This is a genomic window from Streptomyces sp. NPDC030165, from assembly GCF_055573595.1.
The window spans coordinates 195,805-216,031 of the sequence record NZ_JBVIBD010000001.1; the positions used below are offsets into that span (position 1 = coordinate 195,805).

General features: G+C 73.0%; 18 protein-coding genes. 8 read left to right on the forward strand and 10 right to left on the reverse strand.

The features are described 5' to 3' along the window. From ACZ4Z1_RS00855 to ACZ4Z1_RS00865, 3 genes are all read left to right on the forward strand, one after another. Positions 1-585 carry a DUF4865 family protein gene (locus ACZ4Z1_RS00855; protein WP_468484428.1) on the forward strand — a complete coding sequence of 195 codons (585 nt, stop codon included), beginning with the start codon at positions 1-3 and terminating at the stop codon, positions 583-585. Beyond that, positions 582-1,595, forward strand: a complete 1,014-nt coding sequence (locus tag ACZ4Z1_RS00860; protein ID WP_468484429.1) for a phosphotriesterase family protein — start codon at positions 582-584, stop codon at positions 1,593-1,595. The genes ACZ4Z1_RS00855 and ACZ4Z1_RS00860 overlap by 4 nt, the downstream gene beginning before the upstream one ends. A gap of 113 nt (positions 1,596-1,708) precedes the next feature. Then, a complete protein-coding gene (locus ACZ4Z1_RS00865; protein ID WP_468484430.1) occupies positions 1,709-2,437 on the forward strand; it encodes an aspartate/glutamate racemase family protein in 729 nt (242 codons plus the stop codon). A 220-nt stretch (positions 2,438-2,657) separates the two neighbouring features. Here ACZ4Z1_RS00865 and ACZ4Z1_RS00870 read toward each other — a convergent pair whose 3' ends face one another. Then, positions 2,658-3,890, reverse strand: coding sequence for an ROK family protein (locus ACZ4Z1_RS00870; protein ID WP_468484431.1), 1,233 nt, complete (start codon positions 3,888-3,890; stop codon positions 2,658-2,660). 345 nt (positions 3,891-4,235) lie between these two features. Between ACZ4Z1_RS00870 and ACZ4Z1_RS00875 the strand changes: the two genes are divergently transcribed. The 3 genes from ACZ4Z1_RS00875 to ACZ4Z1_RS00885 all read left to right on the forward strand — a co-directional run bounded on the left by ACZ4Z1_RS00875 (position 4,236) and on the right by ACZ4Z1_RS00885 (position 5,832). After that, positions 4,236-4,619: an SCO4225 family membrane protein gene (locus ACZ4Z1_RS00875; protein WP_468484432.1), complete on the forward strand. Its 384-nt coding sequence runs from the start codon at positions 4,236-4,238 to the stop codon at positions 4,617-4,619. Then, positions 4,606-5,388, forward strand: coding sequence for a maleylpyruvate isomerase family mycothiol-dependent enzyme (locus ACZ4Z1_RS00880; RefSeq protein WP_468484433.1), 783 nt, complete (start codon positions 4,606-4,608; stop codon positions 5,386-5,388). The genes ACZ4Z1_RS00875 and ACZ4Z1_RS00880 overlap by 14 nt, the downstream gene beginning before the upstream one ends. A gap of 198 nt (positions 5,389-5,586) precedes the next feature. Continuing rightward, positions 5,587-5,832 (forward strand): DUF6332 family protein, encoded by a 246-nt coding sequence (locus ACZ4Z1_RS00885; RefSeq protein WP_468484434.1) that lies wholly within the window; start codon positions 5,587-5,589, stop codon positions 5,830-5,832. A 73-nt stretch (positions 5,833-5,905) separates the two neighbouring features. Here the strand turns inward: ACZ4Z1_RS00885 and ACZ4Z1_RS00890 are convergent, their stop codons facing one another. The 3 genes from ACZ4Z1_RS00890 to ACZ4Z1_RS00900 form a co-directional block, all read right to left on the reverse strand. Next, on the reverse strand, positions 5,906-6,571 hold the full coding sequence (locus ACZ4Z1_RS00890; protein ID WP_468484435.1) for a response regulator: 666 nt from the start codon (positions 6,569-6,571) through the stop codon (positions 5,906-5,908). Further along, the gene (locus tag ACZ4Z1_RS00895) at positions 6,568-8,016 is read right to left on the reverse strand and encodes a sensor histidine kinase (protein WP_468484436.1); all 1,449 of its coding nucleotides are present in this window, start codon (positions 8,014-8,016) and stop codon (positions 6,568-6,570) included. Before ACZ4Z1_RS00895 ends, ACZ4Z1_RS00890 begins: the two co-directional genes overlap by 4 nt. Before the next feature lie 162 nt (positions 8,017-8,178). Further along, positions 8,179-9,384, reverse strand: a complete 1,206-nt coding sequence (locus ACZ4Z1_RS00900; RefSeq protein ID WP_468484437.1) for a geranylgeranyl reductase family protein — start codon at positions 9,382-9,384, stop codon at positions 8,179-8,181. A gap of 190 nt (positions 9,385-9,574) precedes the next feature. On the opposite strand from ACZ4Z1_RS00900, the gene ACZ4Z1_RS00905 reads away from it, so the two are divergent. After that, the gene (locus tag ACZ4Z1_RS00905) at positions 9,575-10,948 is read left to right on the forward strand and encodes a M20/M25/M40 family metallo-hydrolase (protein ID WP_468484438.1); all 1,374 of its coding nucleotides are present in this window, start codon (positions 9,575-9,577) and stop codon (positions 10,946-10,948) included. A 129-nt stretch (positions 10,949-11,077) separates the two neighbouring features. Here the strand turns inward: ACZ4Z1_RS00905 and ACZ4Z1_RS00910 are convergent, their stop codons facing one another. The 5 genes from ACZ4Z1_RS00910 to ACZ4Z1_RS00930 all read right to left on the reverse strand — a co-directional run bounded on the left by ACZ4Z1_RS00910 (position 11,078) and on the right by ACZ4Z1_RS00930 (position 15,756). Then, positions 11,078-12,100, reverse strand: a complete 1,023-nt coding sequence (locus ACZ4Z1_RS00910) for an NUDIX hydrolase (RefSeq protein ID WP_468484439.1) — start codon at positions 12,098-12,100, stop codon at positions 11,078-11,080. A 73-nt stretch (positions 12,101-12,173) separates the two neighbouring features. Then, positions 12,174-12,467 carry a hypothetical protein gene (locus ACZ4Z1_RS00915; RefSeq protein WP_468484440.1) on the reverse strand — a complete coding sequence of 98 codons (294 nt, stop codon included), beginning with the start codon at positions 12,465-12,467 and terminating at the stop codon, positions 12,174-12,176. Positions 12,468-12,621: 154 nt separating this feature from the next. Next, on the reverse strand, positions 12,622-13,539 hold the full coding sequence (locus ACZ4Z1_RS00920; RefSeq protein ID WP_468484441.1) for a carbohydrate ABC transporter permease: 918 nt from the start codon (positions 13,537-13,539) through the stop codon (positions 12,622-12,624). Then, the gene (locus ACZ4Z1_RS00925) at positions 13,536-14,450 is read right to left on the reverse strand and encodes a carbohydrate ABC transporter permease (protein ID WP_468484843.1); all 915 of its coding nucleotides are present in this window, start codon (positions 14,448-14,450) and stop codon (positions 13,536-13,538) included. The genes ACZ4Z1_RS00920 and ACZ4Z1_RS00925 overlap by 4 nt, the downstream gene beginning before the upstream one ends. Positions 14,451-14,496: 46 nt before the next feature. Then, entirely contained in the window at positions 14,497-15,756 is a 1,260-nt protein-coding gene (locus ACZ4Z1_RS00930; protein ID WP_468484844.1) for an ABC transporter substrate-binding protein, read from the reverse strand. A 271-nt stretch (positions 15,757-16,027) separates the two neighbouring features. Here ACZ4Z1_RS00930 and ACZ4Z1_RS00935 point away from each other — a divergent pair, with 271 nt between their 5' ends. Continuing rightward, positions 16,028-18,115, forward strand: a complete 2,088-nt coding sequence (locus ACZ4Z1_RS00935; RefSeq protein WP_468484442.1) for an NPCBM/NEW2 domain-containing protein — start codon at positions 16,028-16,030, stop codon at positions 18,113-18,115. 76 nt (positions 18,116-18,191) lie between these two features. Here the strand turns inward: ACZ4Z1_RS00935 and ACZ4Z1_RS00940 are convergent, their stop codons facing one another. Beyond that, the gene (locus ACZ4Z1_RS00940) at positions 18,192-20,093 is read right to left on the reverse strand and encodes a serine/threonine-protein kinase (RefSeq protein ID WP_468484443.1); all 1,902 of its coding nucleotides are present in this window, start codon (positions 20,091-20,093) and stop codon (positions 18,192-18,194) included. Between the last annotated feature and the right edge of the window lie 134 nt (positions 20,094-20,227).

Sequence of the window (20,227 nt, forward strand, 5' to 3'; positions counted from 1 at the left end):
GTGCACGCCCTGCAGTACGCGGTCACCCTGCCCGCCGACTACGACATGGAGATCATCCGCGACCGGGTACGCACCCGGGGCCACCTCCTCGACACCTGCGAAGGGCTCGGAATCAAGGCGTACGGCATCCGGGAGCGCGGTGTCGACGGTTCGCCCGTCAATCAATACGCGCCGTTCTACCTCTGGGCCGACACCCTGGCGATGAACCGTTTCCTGCTCGCAGACGGCTTCCGCGGCGTGATCCGCGACTTCGGCCGCCCCGTGGTGCGGCACTGGACAGGCGTCCACCACGAGCGGGGACCGTCCGCCGGAGCGGTGCCCGGCTCCTTCGTCCGCCGTACGCAGGCGCTCGACGAGGGGACGGATCCGGCCACCGCCGTCGAGGAAGCGGTGGCCGGCCAGCGGCGGCTGGCCCGTACGGACGGAGTCCACACCACCGCCCTCGCGCTCGACCCCCGGCACTGGGAACTGGTGCACTTCACCCTCTGGGAGGGCACCGCGCCCGAGTCCGACGGGGAGCGCTTCGAGGTGCTGCACCTGTCCGCACCGGGGGCCGGGCTGCTGCCGGCCGGAGCGCAGTGGTGAACGAGCGCGCGCAGCCCACCGTCCGTACGGTCTCGGGGGACGTCACCCCCGCCACGCTGGGCCTCTGCGACGCCCACGACCACCTGTTCCTGCGCAGCCCGCAGCTGCCCGGCCAGGAACTCGCCGACACCGGTGCGGCGGCGGCCGAGCTGCGGGCCTTCCAGGAGGCGGGCGGCGGCACGGTGGTCCAGTGGACGCCGTACGGGATGGGGCGGCGCGCCGGTGAACTGCGGCGGCTCGCCGAGGAGTCGGGGGTGCGGATCGTCGCGGCTACGGGTCTGCACCAGGCGGTTCACTACGCGCCCGGGGTGTTGGGGCGGGTGATGGGGACGGATGGCGCTTCGGGCGTCGCTGCGGGCCGGGCCGGTCTGGCGGAGCTGTTCGTGGCGGAGTTGACGACGGGGATCGGGAGTTGGGCCGGGGACCGCGGGGACGCCGCGGAGGCCGGCGCCTCCGCCGCGCGCCCCCGTGCCGGGATGATCAAAGTCGCCGGCGGCTTCCACGGGCTGGACGCGCACGCCCGGTACACCATGGCCGCCGCGGCCGAGGCCCACCACGCCACGGGCGCGCCCATCGGCGTCCATCTGGAGCTGGGCACCGGCGCGCCGGACGTACTCGACCTGCTGTGCGGGACGTTGGAGGTGCCGCCGTGGCGCGTCCTCCTGGGGCACCTCAACCGCTTCCCCGACCTGGCCGTCCACCGGTCGGCCGCCGCTGCCGGGGCCTATCTGGCCTTCGACGGGCCGTCCCGTGCCCACCACGCCACGGACTGGCGGCTGCCGGACGCGCTGGCCGCGCTCGCCGACGCCGGGTACGGGGACCGGCTGCTGCTCGGCGGGGACACGACGACGGCGGCGGCCCGGTCGGCCGCCGGCGGGCCCGGTATGCCCTACCTGCTGCGCCGCCTGCGTCCGCGGCTCGAAGCCGCTCTGGGCGAGGCGCTGGTGCGGGACGTCTTCACGGTGAACCCGGGCCGTGCGTTCGCGGTCGCGTGGGAGCCGGGGGCGTAGGAGCAGAGGGCACAGGAGCAGGTGGCGGGCGCCTGGAGCCCGCGAGCGGACGGCCGTTGTCAGTGGGGCGGGCGACAATGGCGGCAGCGCGACCGTCGGCCACTGGAGGCACCATGCGACACCTGGGCATTCTCGCGCACAGCACCGAAGGGGCGGCGCTGTGCTTCCGGACCTTCTGCCAGGAGGCGTCCGCCGAGCTGGGAGCGTACGACCACCCGGACGTGACGCTGGACTGCATCAGCATGGCGCGGAGCATGCCCGCCTGGGACGCCGGTGATCACCACTCGGTGCGGGCGACGCTCGCGCGGAGCGTGGCGCGGCTCGCCCGCGCCGGGGCGGACTTCTTCGTCTGCCCGGACAACACCGCCCACATGGCGCTCGGACTGCCCGGCGAGGAGCTGCCGCTGCCCGGCCTGCACATCGCCGAGGTGGTCGCCGAACGCGCCGCCCGCGACGGGTACCGACGGGTCGGCGTCCTGGGGACCGCGTACACGATGGACGGCCCGCTCTACAGGAACGCGCTGGGAGCACGGGGCATCGCGTCCGACGCGCCGGACGAGGACGACCGGCGTACCGTCCACCGGATCATCTTCGACGAATTGGTGAACGGCGTCTTCGCCGAGCCCTCGCGCCAGGAGTACGTACGCGTCATCGAGCGGCTGGCGGCCCGCGGCTGCGACGCGGTCGCCCTCGTGTGCACGGAGATACCGCTCCTGGTGACGCCGGAGGTCTCGCCGCTGCCGACGCTGGACTCGACCCGGCTGCTGGCCCGCACGGCCTTCGAGACCGCCGTCGGCCGGCGGGCCGCGCCGCGGTGGCGCGGGGGTCCGGTCGGGGACTGAGGTGCCGCGGCGGGCGACGGGGCGAGGTGGCCGCGGGCGGGGCTTCCGGCGATTCGGGGGCATCAGGCGGTTCAGGGGCGGCACGGAGAGGCGGTCGCGGGCCGGGCGTCGGGCGGTTCGGAGGGGGCGGCAGGGCGAGGCGGTCGCGGGGCCGGTGACGTGCCGGCGCGGCCGTTCAGCCGGCTTCGGCTCCTTCCCTCCCCGGCCGATGCCCCCGCCGTCACTTCTCCCCCTCCGCCTCCAGGACCACCAGCGGGTCGTCCAGCACCGGCTGCCACGCCAGCTCGGCCGCGCCGACCAGGCTGTTGTGGTCGAGCGTGCAGGGCAGGATCGGTACGCCGCCGCTGCGGCCCCACAGGCTGCGCTCGGCGACGACGGCCCGCAACCGTTCCGGGTCGGCGCCCAGGAGTTCACGGTGCAGGCCGCCGAGGATGATGCGGTCGGGGTTGAGGATGTTGACGAGTCCGGCGATCCCGAGGCCCAGCCGGTCGATCAGCAGGTCGGCGGCGGCCCGTACGGACGGTTCCTGGTACTCCTCGCGCAGCAGGTCGGTGGCCTGCCGCAGCAGCGAGCCCTCGGGGCCCGGTGCGCGGCCCGCGGCGCCGAGGAAGGCGAGCGGGTCCGCCTCGACGTCCAGGCAGCCGCGGCTGCCGCAGTGGCAGGGCGCGCCCTCCGGGTTGACGGTCAGGTGGCCGACCTCCAGGGCCAGGCCCGAACTGCCGCTGTGCAACCGGCCGTCCAGGACCAGCGCGCCGCCGACGCCGCGGTGCCCGGAGGCGACGCACAGCAGGTCGCGGGCGCCGCGGCCGGCGCCGTGCCGGTGTTCGGCCAGGGCGACGAGGTTGACGTCGTTGCCCGTGAAGCCGACCGCGGCGGTGACGCCGGGGATGCCGGCCTCGGCGAGGGCGCGCCGGAAGAGGCGGCGTACGGGGGCGCCCGTGGGCCAGGCCAGGTGCAGCGGGTTGAGGGCCTCGCCGTCGGGTTCGGCGACGGCGGAGGGGATGGCGAGCGCCGCGCCGAGGCAGCGCCGCCCGGACCGTTCGAGCATTCCGGCCCCGGACGCCACCACTTCGGCAAGTACGTGGGCCGGATCGGCCGGGATGGTGTCGCAGCCGCTCTCGGTGGCGACGATCCGCCCGCCGAGGCCGACCAGCGCGGTGCGGAAGCCGTCGGCGTGAATCTGCGCGGCCAGGACGACGGGACCGTTCTCGTCGAGGAACAGCCGATGGGACGGGCGGCCTTGGGAGCCCGCCGAGGAGGTCGGGCGGGAGTCGACGGTGATCAGCCCGAGCGCTTCCAGCTCCGCCGCCACCGCGCCCGCGGTCGCCCGGGTCACGCCGAGTTCCGAGGTCAGGACGGCACGGGTGGGTGCGCGCCCGGTGTGTACGAGCTCCAGTGCGGGTCCGAGAGCGCTGCGGCCCCGCTCCAGCCTGGTTGTCCGAGTGTGGGTCACGGGCCCATTCTTGCTTTGTGCCGACGGTAAACAAAATACGGGGCCACCCTTCCGGGGAACGCGGCGCCCACCCGGGTCCCGCATGCTCATGGCCGAGGTGGCACACACCTCGTACGGCCGGGAGCGGGGCAACGCGTACCGGAGGCGTCCCGGTACGGCTACCGCACGGCGCGTACCGACGTGTACGAGGGAGTCGATACGCCGATGCCGGGTACCCGACCTGCCGGAAGAGACCATATGCGGACCATGATTGGCTACTTGGTCATGGATTCGGCCAGGGCATCCGGCCGGAGCGCGGGACGCACGCCCCGGCTTCGCCCGGCCATCCCGACACCTGGGGGCTGCATGAACGTCACGTCTCGGCTGCGCGGACCCGCACGGCTGATGTTCGGCAATCCGGTCTCGCTCGTCTACCTGGCGCTGGTGGTCGCGGCGGTGCTCTTCGCCGTGGTGGACCTGGCTTTCGTGCCGCACGAGGACGCCTCGTTCTCCGGCATCTGGGCCGCACTGCTCACCGCTCCCACGGTCTTCCCGCTGTGGCTCGCCGGTGATGCGCTGTGGGGCGACACCGGGTCGCCGCTGTGGTACCTGATCCTGACGCTGGCCGTCGCCGCGCTGGTCAACGCGCTGCTGCTCGGGCTGGTCCACCGCGCGCTGCGCGGGCGTCCGGGCGCGGGCCGGGCCGTTGTCAGTGGTGGCTGGCACACTCGGCGGCATGGAGATCACTGACTTCACCGAGTCCCTGGAGCGGGACGGGCAACTCCTCGCGGACGCCGCGGAGAAGGCCGGAGCCGACACGCCGGTCCCCGCCTGCCCGCAGTGGCGGGTGCGGGACCTGCTCTCCCACACGGGCCGGGTGCACCGCTGGGCGACGGGCTTCGTGGCCCAGGGCCTTCAGCAGCCGTCCCGGCCGCCGGAGGGCCCGGACCTGCCCGACGAGCAGCTCGCCGACTGGCTGCGCGACGGCTGCCGGACGCTGGTGCGGGCGCTGCGTTCGGCCCCGGCGGACCTGGCGTGCTGGACCTTCCTGCCCGCGCCGTCCCCGCTGGCCTTCTGGGCGCGCCGCCAGGCGCACGAGACGGCGGTGCACCGCGCCGACGCCGAGGCGGCGCTCGGCGCGCGCATCACCGCCGCCACGCCCGCCTTCGCCGTCGACGGCATCGACGAGCTGCTCGTCGGCATGCAGGCGCGCGAGCGCAGCACGATGCGGACGGAGTTGCCCAAGACGCTGCTGATACGGGCCACCGGGGCGGCCGGGACACCCGACGCGGCCTGGACGGTACGGCTGTCGGACGCGCCGCCGCACGCGGAGCGCATACCGAGCGCGCCGGCACCGGACGGCACCGCCGTGCCCGGGGCCACTGCGGCGGACTGTGCGATCGAGGGCCCGGCGCCCGACCTGTACCTCGCCCTGTGGAACCGCCGCCCGCTGGACGGCCTCACCATCACGGGCGACGCCGGGCTGGCCCGGCTGTGGCAGGAGCGCTCGGGCATCTGAGCGCTGGGGCGACCTGAACGCTCGGGCATCCGGCGGACACCGCACGGCGGACGGGGCCGGAGTCGCAGGGGTGCCGGGCGGCCCCGACCACCCGGCACCCCTTGCGACTCCGGAATCCCTGCGACTCCGGTGCGCCCCCTGCACTTCCGCACTTCCGGCAACGACCGACCTCGGGGCGCCGCATGACAGACTGTCACCATGTCTCCGACCCGCTCCCAGGCCGATCGCGACGCGATGACCGTCGAGATCGGTTTCACCCTGCTGACCGGCGCGTTCGTGGCCGCCCTGGCCTTCGTCGTGGTCGTGAGCCCCTTGCTGTTCACGGACCCGGACCGGACGTGGACGGGCGTGACCCTGGCGGCGGCCGGGAGCGCGGCGGCCGTCGCGTTCGTGTGGCGGGTGGTGCGGGTCCTGCGCCGCTTCGCCGGCCGGCGCTCCGGATAACGCTCCGGACCGACCGGCCGACGCTCCGGACACGGTTCGGGGCCGACCGGCCGGGAGCCCTGTCCGCGGGCGGCTACCCGAGCCACCCGGGGCGCACGAGCCCCGACTCGTACGCCAGTACCACCAGTTGGGCCCGGTCACGCGCGCCCAGCTTGACCATCGTGCGGCTGACGTGGGTCTTGGCGGTGAGCGGGCTGACGACCAGGCGGCGGGCGATCTCCTCGTTCGACAGCCCGATGCCGACGAGCGCCATCACCTCCCGCTCCCGCTCGGTGAGCGCGGCCAGGGTGCCGTCCGCGGCCGGTTCCTTGGAGCGGGCGGCGAACTCGGCGATCAGCCGGCGGGTGACACCCGGGGAGAGCAGCGCGTCACCCTCGACCACGGCGCGTACGGCACGCACGAGTTCTTCCGGCTCGGTGTCCTTGACCAGGAAGCCGGAGGCGCCGCAGCGGATCGCCTCGAAGACGTACTCGTCCAGTTCGAAGGTGGTGAGCATGACGACCTTCACGGTGGACAGGCGGGGGTCCTCGGTGATCTGACGGGTCGCGGCGAGCCCGTCCAGCACCGGCATCCGGATGTCCATCAGGACGGTGTCGGGGCGCAGGTCACGAATGGCGACCAGCGCTTCCTCGCCGTCCGCCGCCTCTGCGACGACCTCGATGTCGGGCTGGGCGTCCAGCAGGGCCCGGAAGCCGGCGCGGACCAGCAGCTGGTCGTCGGCGAGCAGTACCCGGATCACGACTCCTCCTCGGTGGCCTGGGGAATCACCGTATCCGGAGCGTGCCCGGCGCCGGGCCGACGCGGCTCCGGCGGTTCGGCGGGTGTCGCGGCGTGCAGCGGGATGCGGGCGCGCACCCGGAAGCCGCCGTCCCGGCGGGGTCCCGCCTCGACGGCGCCGCCGAGTGCGGCGGCGCGTTCCCGCATGCCGGCCAGACCGTTGCCGCCCCCGGTGACGTCACCGGCGCGCCCGGCGGCGGTGGCCGGGCCGTCGTCGTCCACGGTGATCTCCAACGCGTCGGGGAGGTGGCCGAGCCGGACCCGGGCGGTACGGGAACCGGAGTGCCGTACGACATTGGTCAGCGCCTCCTGGACGATCCGGAAGGCGGCGAGGTCGGCGCCCGGGGCGAGGCCGGTGCGCGTGCCGCGTACGGAGACCTCGACCGCCAGGCCGGCGTCCTTGGCCTGCGCGCACAGTTCGGGCAGCCGGTCCAGACCGGGGGCCGGGGCGCGCGGGGCGTCGCCCGGTGCCCGCAGCGTGTCCAGGACCTGCCGGACCTCGCCCAGCGCCTCCTTGCTGGCGGCCTTGATGGTGGTCAGAGCGGTGCGGGCCTGCTCGGGGTCGTCATCCAGGAGGGCGAGGCCGACACCCGCCTGGACGTTGATCACGGAGATGCTGTGCGCGAGCACGTCGTGCAGTTCCCGGGCGATCCGCAGCCGTTCCTCGTCGGCCCGACGCCGCTCGGCGGCCAGCCGCTCGGCACGTACCCGCGCGAACTGCTCGCGGCGTACGCGTGCCAGCTCGGAGACCGCGACCACCGCGACCACGAGGACGGTGACGAACAGCTGCTCGCCCCAGGGCGCGGGCCCGTCATCGGGCGGCGGCAGCCAGCGATAGAGCCAGTGACCGACCAGCAGGTGGCTCGCCCAGATCAGGCCGACGCCGCTCCAGGCGGTCGTACGGTGCCCGGCGACGATGGCCGCGAAGCAGCCGAAGGCGCAGACGAGCAGGACCGGGCCGTACGGGTAACCGGCGGCGAGGTAGACGGCGGACGTGAGCGCGGTGCCGAGGGCGACGGTGCGCGGGTAGCGGTGGCGCAGGAGCAGCAGGGCCGCGCCCGCGATCATCAGCAGGTACGCGAGCGGGTCGAGGTCGGCACGGCCGGGCTGCCCCTTCGCGGCGAACCGGGAGCCGACGAACACGAACACGGTGAACCAGACCGTCGAGACCCAGGGCAGCCGCCCGCCGGGCCGGCCCGCGGAGTCCCCGTCGCCCTCGCCCCGCCACGCGTCCAGGCGGGGACCGTACGGACGCAAACCGCCCAGGCGCGGGCGGTGCGAACTCGGACTGTCCGGACGCGGGGCGTGCGAACGCAGACTGTCCGCACCGTCCGCACTGTCCGGACGCCGGCCGTCCGGGCGCGGCCCATGGCAGAGCCGCGTCCACCGCGGCCGTCCGTTGTCCATGCCGCCACGCTAGACCGGCATCCCGTACGGCGGCGTCAGCCCGGCGTGGTGATCAGACGTACTCCCCGGGGAGTAGCCGCCGGACGCGCACACCGGCACGTCCCCGGACGCGCCCCGACGCGTCCCCAGATACGCACCCGACACGCCCGCCCCCGGCGCCCCCTAGTCCCGGTCCAACGCCCCCAGCGCCCGCCGCGCCACCGGGTGCGTACGGACGATCTCGGCCAGGGTGGTCGTGCCGCGGACGATCTTCGCGAAGGCGTGCCAGGCCGGGCGGAAGCCGGTCAGGGCGGCGTGGATCAGACCGGGGCGGCGGGAGAAGAGGGTGAGCATGCGGCGGCCGACGCCCATCTCGACACCCAGCCCGGCCTTGATCGCGAAGGCGTAGTTCAGGGCCTGGCGGCGGGCGTCCACCGCGTCGTGCGCCTCCGAGACGCGGGCCGCCCACTCCCCCGCGAGCCGACCCGAGCGCAACGCGAAGGAGATGCCCTCGCGGGTCCACGGCTCCAGCAGTCCGGCGGCGTCGCCGCAGACCAGGACGCGGCCGCGGGAGAGCGGCGAGTCGTCGGCGCGGCAGCGGGTCAGGTGGCCGGAGGAGATGCTCGGCTCGAAGCCCGCGAGGCCGAGGCGGCCGATGAAGTCGTCCAGGTAGCGCTTGGTCGCGGCGCCCTCGCCGCGGGCCGAGATCACACCGACGGTGAGGGTGTCGCCCTTGGGGAAGACCCAGCCGTAGCTGCCCGGGATCGGGCCCCAGTCCACGAGCACCCGTCCGGCCCAGTCCTCGGCGACCGTCGGCGGCACCGGGATCTCGGCCTCCAGGCCCAGGTCGACCTGGTCCATCTTCACGCCGACGTGGGCGCCTATCCGGCTGGCGCTGCCGTCCGCGCCGACCACCGCGCGGGCCAGCACCACCTCGCCGTCGCCCAGCACCACGGCGACGGTCCGCCGGTCCGGCACCGCGGAGCCGTGCTGCTCGACCCGGGAGACCGTGACGCCGGTGCGCAGCTCGGCGCCGGCCTCCTGGGCCGTCTTGACCAGCTGGGCGTCGAACTCGGGGCGGTTGATGAGCCCGAACAGCATGTTCTTGGAGCGGCGGGTGCGGGTGAGCTTCCCGTTGAGCGAGAACGTCACCGCGTGGACCCGGTCGCGCAGCGGCAGGTCGAAGCCGGGCGGCAGCGCGTCGCGGGAGGGCCCGATGATGCCGCCGCCGCACGTCTTGTAGCGGGGCAGTTCGGCTTTCTCCAGGAGCAGCACCCGGCGTCCCGTACACGCCGCGGCGTAGGCGGCCGAGGCTCCGGCGGGCCCCGCGCCCACCACCACGACGTCCCACACCTGCTGGTTCTCCTCGGCTGCGCTGTCGCTGCTCACCTGTGCTTCTGCTCCCGTTCGATGCCTTGCTGCGCGTACCGCCCGCATCCTACGGCGCGCCGTCGGCCGCCCTTCCTGTGGGAAGATCGGCCCCAGAATCGCCCGTACGTACGGTTGGTCCGGTGCGGTAGAACCGGACGGACCGGCACGTGACCCACGTGTACAACGCCGCGCCCACAAGGAGCGTTCCATGCCTGACAGCCCGCTCGCGCACACCGTCGCCTCGCTGCAGTCCCGGGCCAGGACCGAGCTGGCCGAGCTGGTGGCCTTCAAGTCGGTCGCCGACCCGGCGCAGTACCCCCGCAGCGAGTGCGAGGCCGCCGCCGAGTGGGTGGCGGGCGCGCTGCGGTCCGAGGGCTTCACGGACGTGGCGCTGCTGGACACCCCGGACGGCACCCAGTCCGTGTACGGCTTCCTGCCGGGGCCGGCCGGCGCGCCGACCGTGCTGCTGTACGCGCACTACGACGTGCAGCCGCCGCTGGACGAGTCCGCCTGGATATCGCCGCCGTTCGAGCTGACCGAGCGGGACGGCCGCTGGTACGGGCGCGGCGCCGCCGACTGCAAGGGCGGCCTGATCATGCACCTGACGGCGCTGCGGGCGCTGAAGGAGCACGGCGGCGTCCCGGTCAACGTCAAGGTGATCGCGGAAGGCTCCGAGGAGCAGGGCACCGGTGGCCTGGAGCAGTACGCCGAGGCCCACCCCGAGCTGCTGGCCGCCGACACCATCGTCATCGGCGACACGGGCAACTTCCGCGTCGGCCTGCCGACGGTGACGGCGACGCTGCGCGGCATGACGCTGGTCCGCGTCCAGGTGGACACCCTGGAGGGCAATCTGCACTCCGGCCAGTTCGGCGGGGCGGCGCCGGACGCGCTGGCGGCGCTGATCCGCATCCTGGACTCGCTGCGCGCGGAGGACGGCTCGACGGTCGTCGACGGCCTGGAGACGGACGCGCGCTGGGACGGCCTGCAGTACCCGGAGGAGGAGTTCCGCAAGGACGCCAAGGTGCTGGACGGCGTCGGGCTGACCGGCGGCGGCACGGTCGCCGACCGCATCTGGGCCCGCCCGGCCGTCACGGTCCTCGGCATCGACTGCCCGCCGGTGGTCGGCGCCACGCCGTCCGTGCAGGCGGGCGCGCGGGCGTTGGTGAGCCTGCGGGTCCCGCCGGGCACGGACGCCGGGAAGGCGTCGGAGCTGCTCACCGCGCACCTGGAGAAGGCCGCCCCGTGGGGCGCGCGGGTCACCGTCGAGCAGGTCGGGCAGGGCCAGCCGTTCCGCGCGGACACCGGCAGCCCGGCGTACGCGTCGATGGCGGAGGCGATGCGCGAGGCGTACGACGGGACCGAGATGCAGACGTCCGGTATGGGCGGTTCGATCCCGCTGTGCAACACGCTGGCCGCGCTCTACCCGCAGGCCGAGATTCTGCTCATCGGTCTCAGCGAGCCCGAGGCGCAGATCCACGCGGTCAACGAGAGCGTCTCGCCGGAGGAGCTGGAGCGCCTCTCACTGGCCGAGGCGCTGTTCCTCCAGCGGTACGCGCGGCAGTACGAGGCCGCCGGCAGCTGAGCCGCCCGGCAGCCGGGCCACCCGTACGGCACCCGGTGCCGGCCGGTCCGGGGCTCTCCCGGCACCCCGGACCATCGCTCCCGGACCGCCGCCTCCGAACCAACGCTCCGGACCGCCGCCAGCGTCCGCTCATCCCACAGGGACGCCAGCCTCAAGATTCAGCGGGCGTCCCTGCTCGCGTGCGCGCAAGGCCCAGCGCAGCCGGTTCCAGCGCACCGGGGGCAGCATGTCCGCCGCCTCCTCCTCGGTGGCGAACCGCCAGTCCCGCAGTTCGGGCCCGGGCAGCAGCAGGTCGCGGATCTGCTCGCCGGCCAGCCGTCCGCCGTCGAAGAGCATCCGCAGCCCGCCGAAGCCGGGCGGTTTGGGCGGTTCCCAGTCCAGCACCAGCAGGCGTGGCGCGCTGTGCAGCCGGATGCCCAGTTCCTCGGTGACCTCGCGCAGCCCCGCGCGGGACGGCGGCTCGCCCGGCTCCACGACGCCGCCGGGGAACTCCCAGCCCGGCTTGTACGTCGGATCCACCAGGAGCACCCGGTCGGCGTCGTCGAAGAGCAGCACCCCGGCCGCCAGGGTCTCCGCCGTGGGTTCGGGTGTCTGCACGATGTCGCAGGCCCCGGCGCCGGTGCGGACCGCTTCGGCGACCCGCTCGGCGGTCTCCCGGGGCGTCAGCCGCGCCGTGTCGATGACGTGCGCGTCCTGCTTGAGCCAGCCGAGCGCGTCCTCGTACGACTCCAGGTGGGCCAGCCGCCGTACCCGTGCCGCCGGACCGTCCACCCGGTTTGTACGCCGGTCCAGGCGCTCGCGGAGGATCGTTTCCTCCGCGTGCAGCAGAACGTGGCGTACGGGCACCCGGCGCGAGGCGAGGCCGCCGAATATCTCGTCGCGGTACTCCTGGCGCAGCAGCGGCATGGGTGTGATGAGCGGTCCCGGCACCTCGTTGAGCAGGGCGGCGGCCGTGTCCACGACGAGCCGGCGCCAGGACGCCAGGTCCTGGTAGTCACCGACCTGCGCCAGCCGCGCGGCGGGCAGCAGCTGCCGCAGCTCGCCGCCGACCAGTTCGGGGTCGTAGAGCGTGCTCCCGGGAAGCAGGTCCAGCAGGTGCCGGGCCGCGGTGGACTTTCCCGCACCGGACGCGCCGTTCAGCCAGACGATCACATTGCCCCCTTGTCCCTAGACCCCTGTGAGTTGCCCGTAACACCCTGCCACGGAAACTTTTGCGGGGACGGGGCTATCCGCGCGCTGCCGGGGACGTGGCCTTTTCCACCTTCGGCGCGATACCGGAAGGTTTGAAGACGCCCTTGTACGCGCTGATCGCGGCCACCGCGGCGACGAGGATGCTGGTGACCACGTCCTTTCCGGCGAAGTCCCCGGCGAAGAGCGCACTCCCCAGGCCCACCAGCACCGATACCACCACCTGCACCAGGGTCCTCGCGGCGTGCGACCAATGCGGCTGGTTGACGACGGAGATGAGCACCGGCGACGCGAACCCGATGATCAGCGCCCACATCTGAGCATTCGTCATGACGCTTTCCCTTTCCCGCTCGGGATGCGGGGCGTGCCTTTCGGCTGATCCGAAAGGCACGCCTCGACCGGAGCGTCGCCTCCCCCGCCGTACCCGGCAAGAGGCCGCGCACCGGATTTCCCGCGGCCGGACGTACACCGGCACGCCCGGCCCGTCAGCCCTTGTTCGCGCCCAGGGTCAGGCCCGCGATGAAGTGCCGTTGCAGGAGCAGGAAGACGACGATCGTGGGCAGGGCGACGAGGACCGAACCCGCCGCGAGCAGGTTGTAGTCGGTGAAGAACTGACCGCGCAGGTTGTTCAGGGCCGAGGTGACCGGGAGTTTGTCGCCGTCGGAGAGGAAGACCAGGCCCCACAGGAAGTCGTTGTACATCCAGGTGAATTGCAGGGTGCCCAGAGCGGCGAGAGCGGGCCGGCACAGCGGCAGGGTCACGTGCCGGTAGCGCGTCCACACCCCGGCGCCGTCCACGACCGCGGCCTCCAGGATTTCCCGCGGCAGGGTCCGCATGAAATTCGCCAGTACGAAGACGCAGAAGCCGAGCTGGAAGGCGATCTGCACGGCGAGCACGGCCCACAGCGAGTCGTAGAGCGTCAGTGAGTCGGACAGCCAGTACGGCAGCGGCACTTTGGTGAAGAGCACGTAGAGCGGCGTGACGATGACCTGTTGCGGCAGCAGGTTGCCGGCCGTGAAGAACATCAGCAGGAGCAGCGAGCCGCGCAGCCGCAGCCGGGCCACGGCGAAGGCGGTGAAGGACGCGAGGAAGAGGGTGATCAGGACGCCCGGCACCGCGATCAGAAGCGTGTTCAGGAAGTACCGGCCCATGCCGGAATCGGTGAACGCCTGCCGGTAATAGTCGAATGAGAGCCGGCTCGGCAGGGAGACGTATCCGTCCCTGGCGGTCTCCTCGTACGGGCGCAGCGACGCGTAGACGGCCAGCAGCAGCGGCGCGAGGAAGGCGAGCGAGACGGCGAGCAGGAAGCCGTGCACGCCCCAGCGGCCACGGCGGCGGGGTGGACCGCCCGCCGGCCCGGCGGGGCGCACCGGGCGCGCGGTCCGTACGGCGGGCAGGGTCATCGGCGCTGTTCCCCCCTCAGCTCCTGGACGAGATAGGTGATGATGAACCCGAGGGAGACCAGCAGCAGGACGACGGCGATGGCCGACCCGAAGCCGATCCGGCTCGCCTCGCCGATGATGTTGTCGGTCACCAGGACGGACAGCAGTTCCAGTCCGTTGCGGCCCTTGTTGACGGCATAGACGATGTCGAAGGCGCGCAGGGCCTCGATAACGGTGATGACGCCGACGATGACGTTCACCGGACGCAGGGCGGGCAGCACGACCCGGAAGAACGCCTGCCGCTCGGTGGCCCCGTCGATGGCCGCGGCCTCCTTGAGCTCCGGGTCCACGGATTTCAGCCCCGCGAGGTAGAGGATCATCACGTACCCGGTGTGCCGCCAGCAGGCGGCCAGCAGGATCATCCAGATGTTGAGGTCCGGGTCGCCGAGCCAGTCGACCGGGTCCCGCTCGTTGCCCAGCAGCGCGTTCAGGGCGCCCTGGTCCCGCGAGAGGATCAACTGGGCGATGAAACCGACGACGGCGAGCGAGAGCACCACCGGCATGTACAGGGTGGACTGGTAGAAGCGGCTGAACCGCACGCCGCGGTCGATGAGCACGGCGAGCAGCAGGCCGAACGGCGTGGCGAGCAGGCCGAGGGCGGCCAGCCACAGGAGGTTGTTGCGGACCGCCGGCCAGAATTGCGGATAGCCCGCGAAAAGGTGCTGGTAATTGCCGAGGCCGGCCCATTCGATGTCACCGACGCCGTCCCAGTCGGTGAAGGACAGGCCGATGGAGGCCAGGGTCGGTCCCCACACCAGGACGAGGTCGAGCAGGACCGGCAGGCCCAGCAGGACGCACAGAACGGCGAGGTCACGGCGGGTGTGGCGGCGCGGGCCCCGGCGTCCGGCGCGGCGCGCCGCGGTCTTCGGCATGGTTCCCGGCCCTCGGTCGGTCGTACGGTCGGCGGTGGTCACGGCGTCAGTCCGCGGCGAATATCTGTTTCTTCTGCCGTTCGATGCCGTTCACCAGGCCGTCGATGTCGCCGGGGTCGCCGATGAACTGCTGGATCGCCTGGATCAGTACCGTCGAGGCGAAATCGGGGCGGGTGTCGCGGTCCATGAACTGCGAAATCTGCCGGGCGCCGGCCACCAGCCGGACGGCTTTCTTCTGCAGGGCGTCGTACGTCTGGGTTCCGGCCGCGCTGTTGACCGCGACGTTGTTCGGGTCGCGCTTCAAGTAGATCTGCTCGGCCTGTGGTGTGGCGAGGAAGGTGAGCAGGTCGCGGGCGGCTTCCCGGTGCCGGGCCTTCTTCGCCATCAGGAACCCGTCCACCGGCGCCTCGACCGCTTCCTTGCCGTAGGCCGGGTCGATCTCGGGGAAGGGGAAGAAGTCCAGGTCCGCGCGGTTCTCGGCGGTGAACTGCTGCCCGGGGTGCGGCAGTCCGAGCACGGTCATCCCGGCCTCCTTGCGCTGGAGGGACTGCGCCGCCTCCTGCCACGTCCGGCCGTTCGCGCCTTTCTGGTGGTACGGCAGCAGGCTCCGCCACAGGTCGAAGACCTGCCGTACCTGCGGGCCGGTCCAGGATTTCTCGCCGCGCATCAGGGCGATGTGGAAGTCGTAACCGTTGGCCCGCATGTCGAGGTAGTCGAAGGTGCCCATGGCGGGCCAACCCTCCTTGTCGCCGAAGGCGAAGGGGGTGAGGCCGTCCTTCTGCATCTGCCGGGCGAGAGCGCGGTATTGATCGAAGTTCTCGGGGATCTCGTAACCCCGCGTCCGGAAAACGCTCTTCCGGTGGAAGACCGCCCACGGGTAGTAGTAGTACGGCACGAAGTACTGCTTGCCGTCCTCGCCCGTGGACTGCTTCTTCACCGCGTCGGAGAACCCGTCGAACTTCCTCCAGAGATCACTGATGTCGGCGAGCAGGCCTTTTCGTGCGAAGTACTGCATCCGGTATCCGGCGAACCACGTGAAGACGTCATCGGGCGTGCCCTGGAGGTAACGGTTGATGTTCTCCTGGAAGTTCTCGTGGTTGACGGTGTTGACCTTCACCGTCTTCTTCGACTTCTTCTCGTACGCCGCGATGGCGTCGGCGTACGCGCGTTTCGGCACCGCGTCGGAGGCGTTGGAGCCCAGGGTGACGCCGTCGCCGGGACCGTTGCCGCAGGCGGTGAGCAGTGACGGCAGCGCGACCGCCCCCGCACCGGCCGCCATGCCCCGTACCACGGACCGCCGGGGCACCCCGCGTACCGCCCGGCGCGTACGCCCGTCCGGACCGTCCCCCCATGTCTGGACCATGTCTTCTCCCCCTCCTCGACGGTGGAACCGAACAGAACCGAACGCGAGTGCTGGGATCTCACTCCCAACGGGGGCCTCAGTCAAGGCTTTTGGCGGGCCGTTCCCGGGCCGCCGCCTTTTGCCTTCCAACACAGTCCAACAAGCCTTACCGTAAACACTCGCAATTGACTGGTACATGACTCCCTGCACTCTCCGAGAACGGAGGACGCGAATCATGCGCCCGCACACCCCCCTCACCACCCGGCGCGCCCGGCGAAGAGTCCTCTCGGCGCTGTCCGCGGCGCTCCTGTGCTCGGCAGGGGTCACGGCCCTGCCCGCCGCGGCCCGTACGGCCGACGCCGCCGACGCCCCGCCGGACACCCGGGCCACCGCGGCCGCCTCCGCCGGAACAGCCGCGTCCGCCGCCCCGCGGCTGCCCGACGGCCTGGCCAAGACACCTCCCATGGGCTTCAACAACTGGAACTCCACCCACTGCGGAGCCGATTTCAACGAGGCGATGATCAAGGGAATCGCCGACATCTTCGTCGAGAAGGGCCTCAAGGCCGCCGGTTACGAGTACGTGAACCTCGACGACTGCTGGGCCCAGAAGGAGCGCGACGCCAACGGCAAACTCGTCCCGGACACCACCCGCTTCCCCAACGGCATCAAGGCCCTGGCCGACTACGTCCACTCCAAGGGCCTGAAGTTCGGCATCTACACCAGCGCCGGCACCACGACGTGTGCCCAGGCGATGCCCGGCGCGCTGGGCCACGAGTACTCCGACGCCCAGCAGTTCGCCGACTGGGGAGTGGACTACCTGAAATACGACAACTGCAACAACCAGGGGGTGGACGCCAAGAAGCGCTACATCACCATGCGCGACGCCCTGAAGGCGACGGGCCGCCCCATCGTCTACAGCATTTGCGAGTGGGGCGAGAACAAGCCGTGGGAGTGGGCGGCGGACGTCGGGCACCTGTGGCGCACCACCGGTGACATCAGTGACGTGTGGGACAGCATGGTCTCGATCTTCAAGGCGAACGCGCCGCTGGCGCCGTACGCCGGTCCCGGCCACTGGAACGACCCGGACATGCTGGAGGTCGGCAACGGTGGGATGACGGACACCGAGTACCGCAGCCACTTCTCGCTGTGGTCGATGATGGCCGCGCCGCTGCTGATCGGCACCGACCTGCGCAAGGCGTCGCAGGCGACCTTCGACATCCTCGACAACCGCGAGGTCGTCGGGCTCGACCAGGACCCGCTGGGCAAGCAGGCCCAGGTGCTGAAGTCCGAGGGCGGCCGCTGGGTCCTGAGCAAGCCGCTGGCCAACGGCGACCGGGCGGTGGCCCTGTTCAACGAGACCGACCGGCCGCAGCACATCACCACCACGGCCCAGGAGGCGGGCCTGCCGCAGGCGAGCGGCTACCGGCTGCGCGACCTGTGGAAGGGCGAGAACACCCACACCGCGGGTGAGATCGCCGGGACCGTACCGGCGCACGGCACGCTGCTGTACCGCGTCGCCGCCGACCGCCACTGGGCGCAGTACCCGCCGGCCCTCGACACCGCGGCGGACGGCGTCGCGCCGATCGAGGTCGGCAAGGAGGCCCGGATCGCCACCCTCACCCGCAACCTGGGCCGCACCCCCGCGCTGGACGTCAAGGTCGACCTCAAAGGCCCGCAGGGCTGGCGCGTCGAGCCGGTCACGTCCACCGGCACCCAGGTCCTGCCCCCGGGCAAGGAACTGGCCACCGCGTGGAAGATATCGCCGCTCGCGGGGACCAGGCCCGGACCGTACGAGCTGACGCTGACCACCGACTACCGCTCGACGCGCGGGCAACGGGTGACCCTGACGCTGCCGTTCGCGGTCACCGCCGTCCAGGCGCCGCCCGCCGGCACCTCGTACGCCAGCGACCTGACCTGGCTCTCCGCCACCAACGGCTACGGGCCGGTGGAGAAGGACATGAGCGTGGGCGGGCAGCGGCCCGGTGACGGGACACCGATCACCATCGGCGGCGTGCCGTACGCCAAGGGGCTGGGGACCCACGCGCCCAGCGAGATCACGTACTACACGGGCGGGAAGTGCTCGGCGTTCAGCGCGCAGGTCGGCGTGGACGACGAGACCGGCGACCAGGGGACCGTCACCTTCGAGGTGTGGGCGGACGGGCGGAAGGTCGCCGAGAGCGGCAGACTGACGGGCACCGACCCGGCGAAGGCGATCAGCGCCGCGGTCACCGGGGCGGGCACCGTACGGCTGGTCGTGCAGGACGCCGGCGACGGCTTCTTCTACGACCACGGCGACTGGGCCGACGCGAAGTTCACCTGCTGACGCGGGCGGTCACGGACCGGGGGCGGGCCTCACGGCCGGTCCCCGGTCCTCGGCGGAGCGGCGGGCCCGGCCCTGGTCAGCAGGTCGGCAGGCCGGGGACCGGCGCGTCGTTCCGGCCGCCCTTGAGGTAGACGGCGCTGACGTACACGCCGCTGTTGCCGCTGTCGTCGTCCGTCTTCGCCCACCAGGTGTTGGTCCACCTGCCGTACGTCTCCCGGCGGCCCAGATTCGCCTGGCAGTAGAAGTAGTTGGTGCCCGCGTTCAGCGTGCCGACGTGCTGGAAGGAGCCGGTGTACGAGGCGGCGGAGCGCCACACCTGGCAGTTGACCTTGCCGCCGCCGATCGGCGCGCACGAACTGGGCTCCGGGGCGCCGCCGGTGGCACCGCCGCCGCCCGAGGCGGAGGACCCGCCGCCGGACGCGGACCCGCCGTGCCCGCCGTCGCCCCCGCCGCCCGTACCGCCGGTCGCCGCGCCCCCGTCGCCGCCCTTGCCGGGGTCGCCGCCGCCACCGGGCTCGGGCTTTCCGGACGCGGCGCCCTTCGACGGCTCGCCCGGAGTGACGGGCGCCGCGCTCCGCTCCCCCGCGCCCTTCCCGCTCGCCTCGCCGCCCGGCTCGGCGTCCCCGGACGCCTTCGGTGTGCCCGACGTGCCCGTCCGGGCGGCCTGTTCCTCCGAGGGCGCGGCAGGCCGCCGCTCCGCGACCGTACCGCCGGAGTCCCGGGCCATCAGCCCGTACGTCACTCCACCGCCCGCCACCAGGACGGCAGCCACCGCGGCGGCGGCGAACACCGCGGTACGGCGGCCGCGCTGCGCCGGGGACGGGGCGGCGCCCGTGGCGGCGACGGTGCTGGTTTCCTGGCTGCCGGGGTGTCCGGCGCCGAGGTGTCCTGCGGAGAACTGTCCTGCGGAGACCGGACCGGTGGGGCTCTGACCGCTGACCGGGCCGGTAGGTGCCTGGCCTCCGACCGGCCCGGCCCCCGTGGGCGCGGACGGCGAGGATGGCGCAGGTGGCGCCGACGCCCAGACGTCCGGCGCGGTCGGCGTCCGCGGCGTACCCGGACTCCGGCCCGCACTCGGCTCCGCACCCGCACCCGCAGCCAGCCGCATCGTGTCGCGCCCCTCGGCCACCGCCGTCAGCAGTGCCCGTGCCTCGGCCGCGCTCGGCCGGGCGGCCGGGTCCTTGGCCATCAGCGCGTGCAGCACGGGCGTCAGCGGTCCGGCCCGGCGCGGTTCGGGCAGCGGTTCGGAGACGATCGCCGTCAGGGTCGACCAGACCGACGTACGGCGGAACGGCGCGCCGCTGCCCTCCACGGCCGCGTACAGCGTCATGCCCAGCGACCAGATGTCCGAGGCGGGCGACGGCGGCTGCCCCTGGGCGCGCTCGGGCGGCAGGTAGTCGAGCGAGCCGACGAGTTCGCCGCTGCGGGTGAGGTGAGTGGTCGCCCCGTCGTCGGGCGCCTCGATGCTGGCGATGCCGAAGTCGGTGAGGACCACGCGGCCGACCCCGGCGTCCGGACGGCCCGTACGCTGCTCCCAGCGCTCCAGCAGGACGTTGCCGGGCTTGACGTCCCGGTGCAGCACGCCGACCTGGTGGGCGGCGTCCAGCGCGTCCATCACCTTGGCTCCGATGGCGGCGATCTCCCGCGGGTCCAGAGCACCGCCCCGGTCGAGCGCGTCGTCCAGGGACGGGCCGTCGACCAGTTCCATGACGATGACCGGGCGCCCGTCCTCGTCGATCACGTCGTGCACGGTGACCACGCCGGAGTGCCGGACGCGGGCCGCGGCCCGTGCCTCGCGCTGCATCCGGGTCCGCAGGTCGGCCAGCTCCGGCGCGGACGCGTCGGTGTAGGCGCGCAGCACCTTCACGGCGACTTCCCGGCCCAGCACCTCGTCCACCGCCCGGCAGACGACACCCATGCCGCCGCGCCCGATCTGTCCGGTGACCCGGTACCGCCCACCGAGCAGCCGCCCGGTCAACTCTCCGGCAGTTCCGCCCCCTTCACGAGCCCCGCCGCCGCCCTCGTCCCCCGGCCCGTTCACGCCATTCACGCCACTCGCCCCGTTCGTCCCACTCGTCCCCTGCCATGGTCGGCACCAGCCTAGAGGCCCAT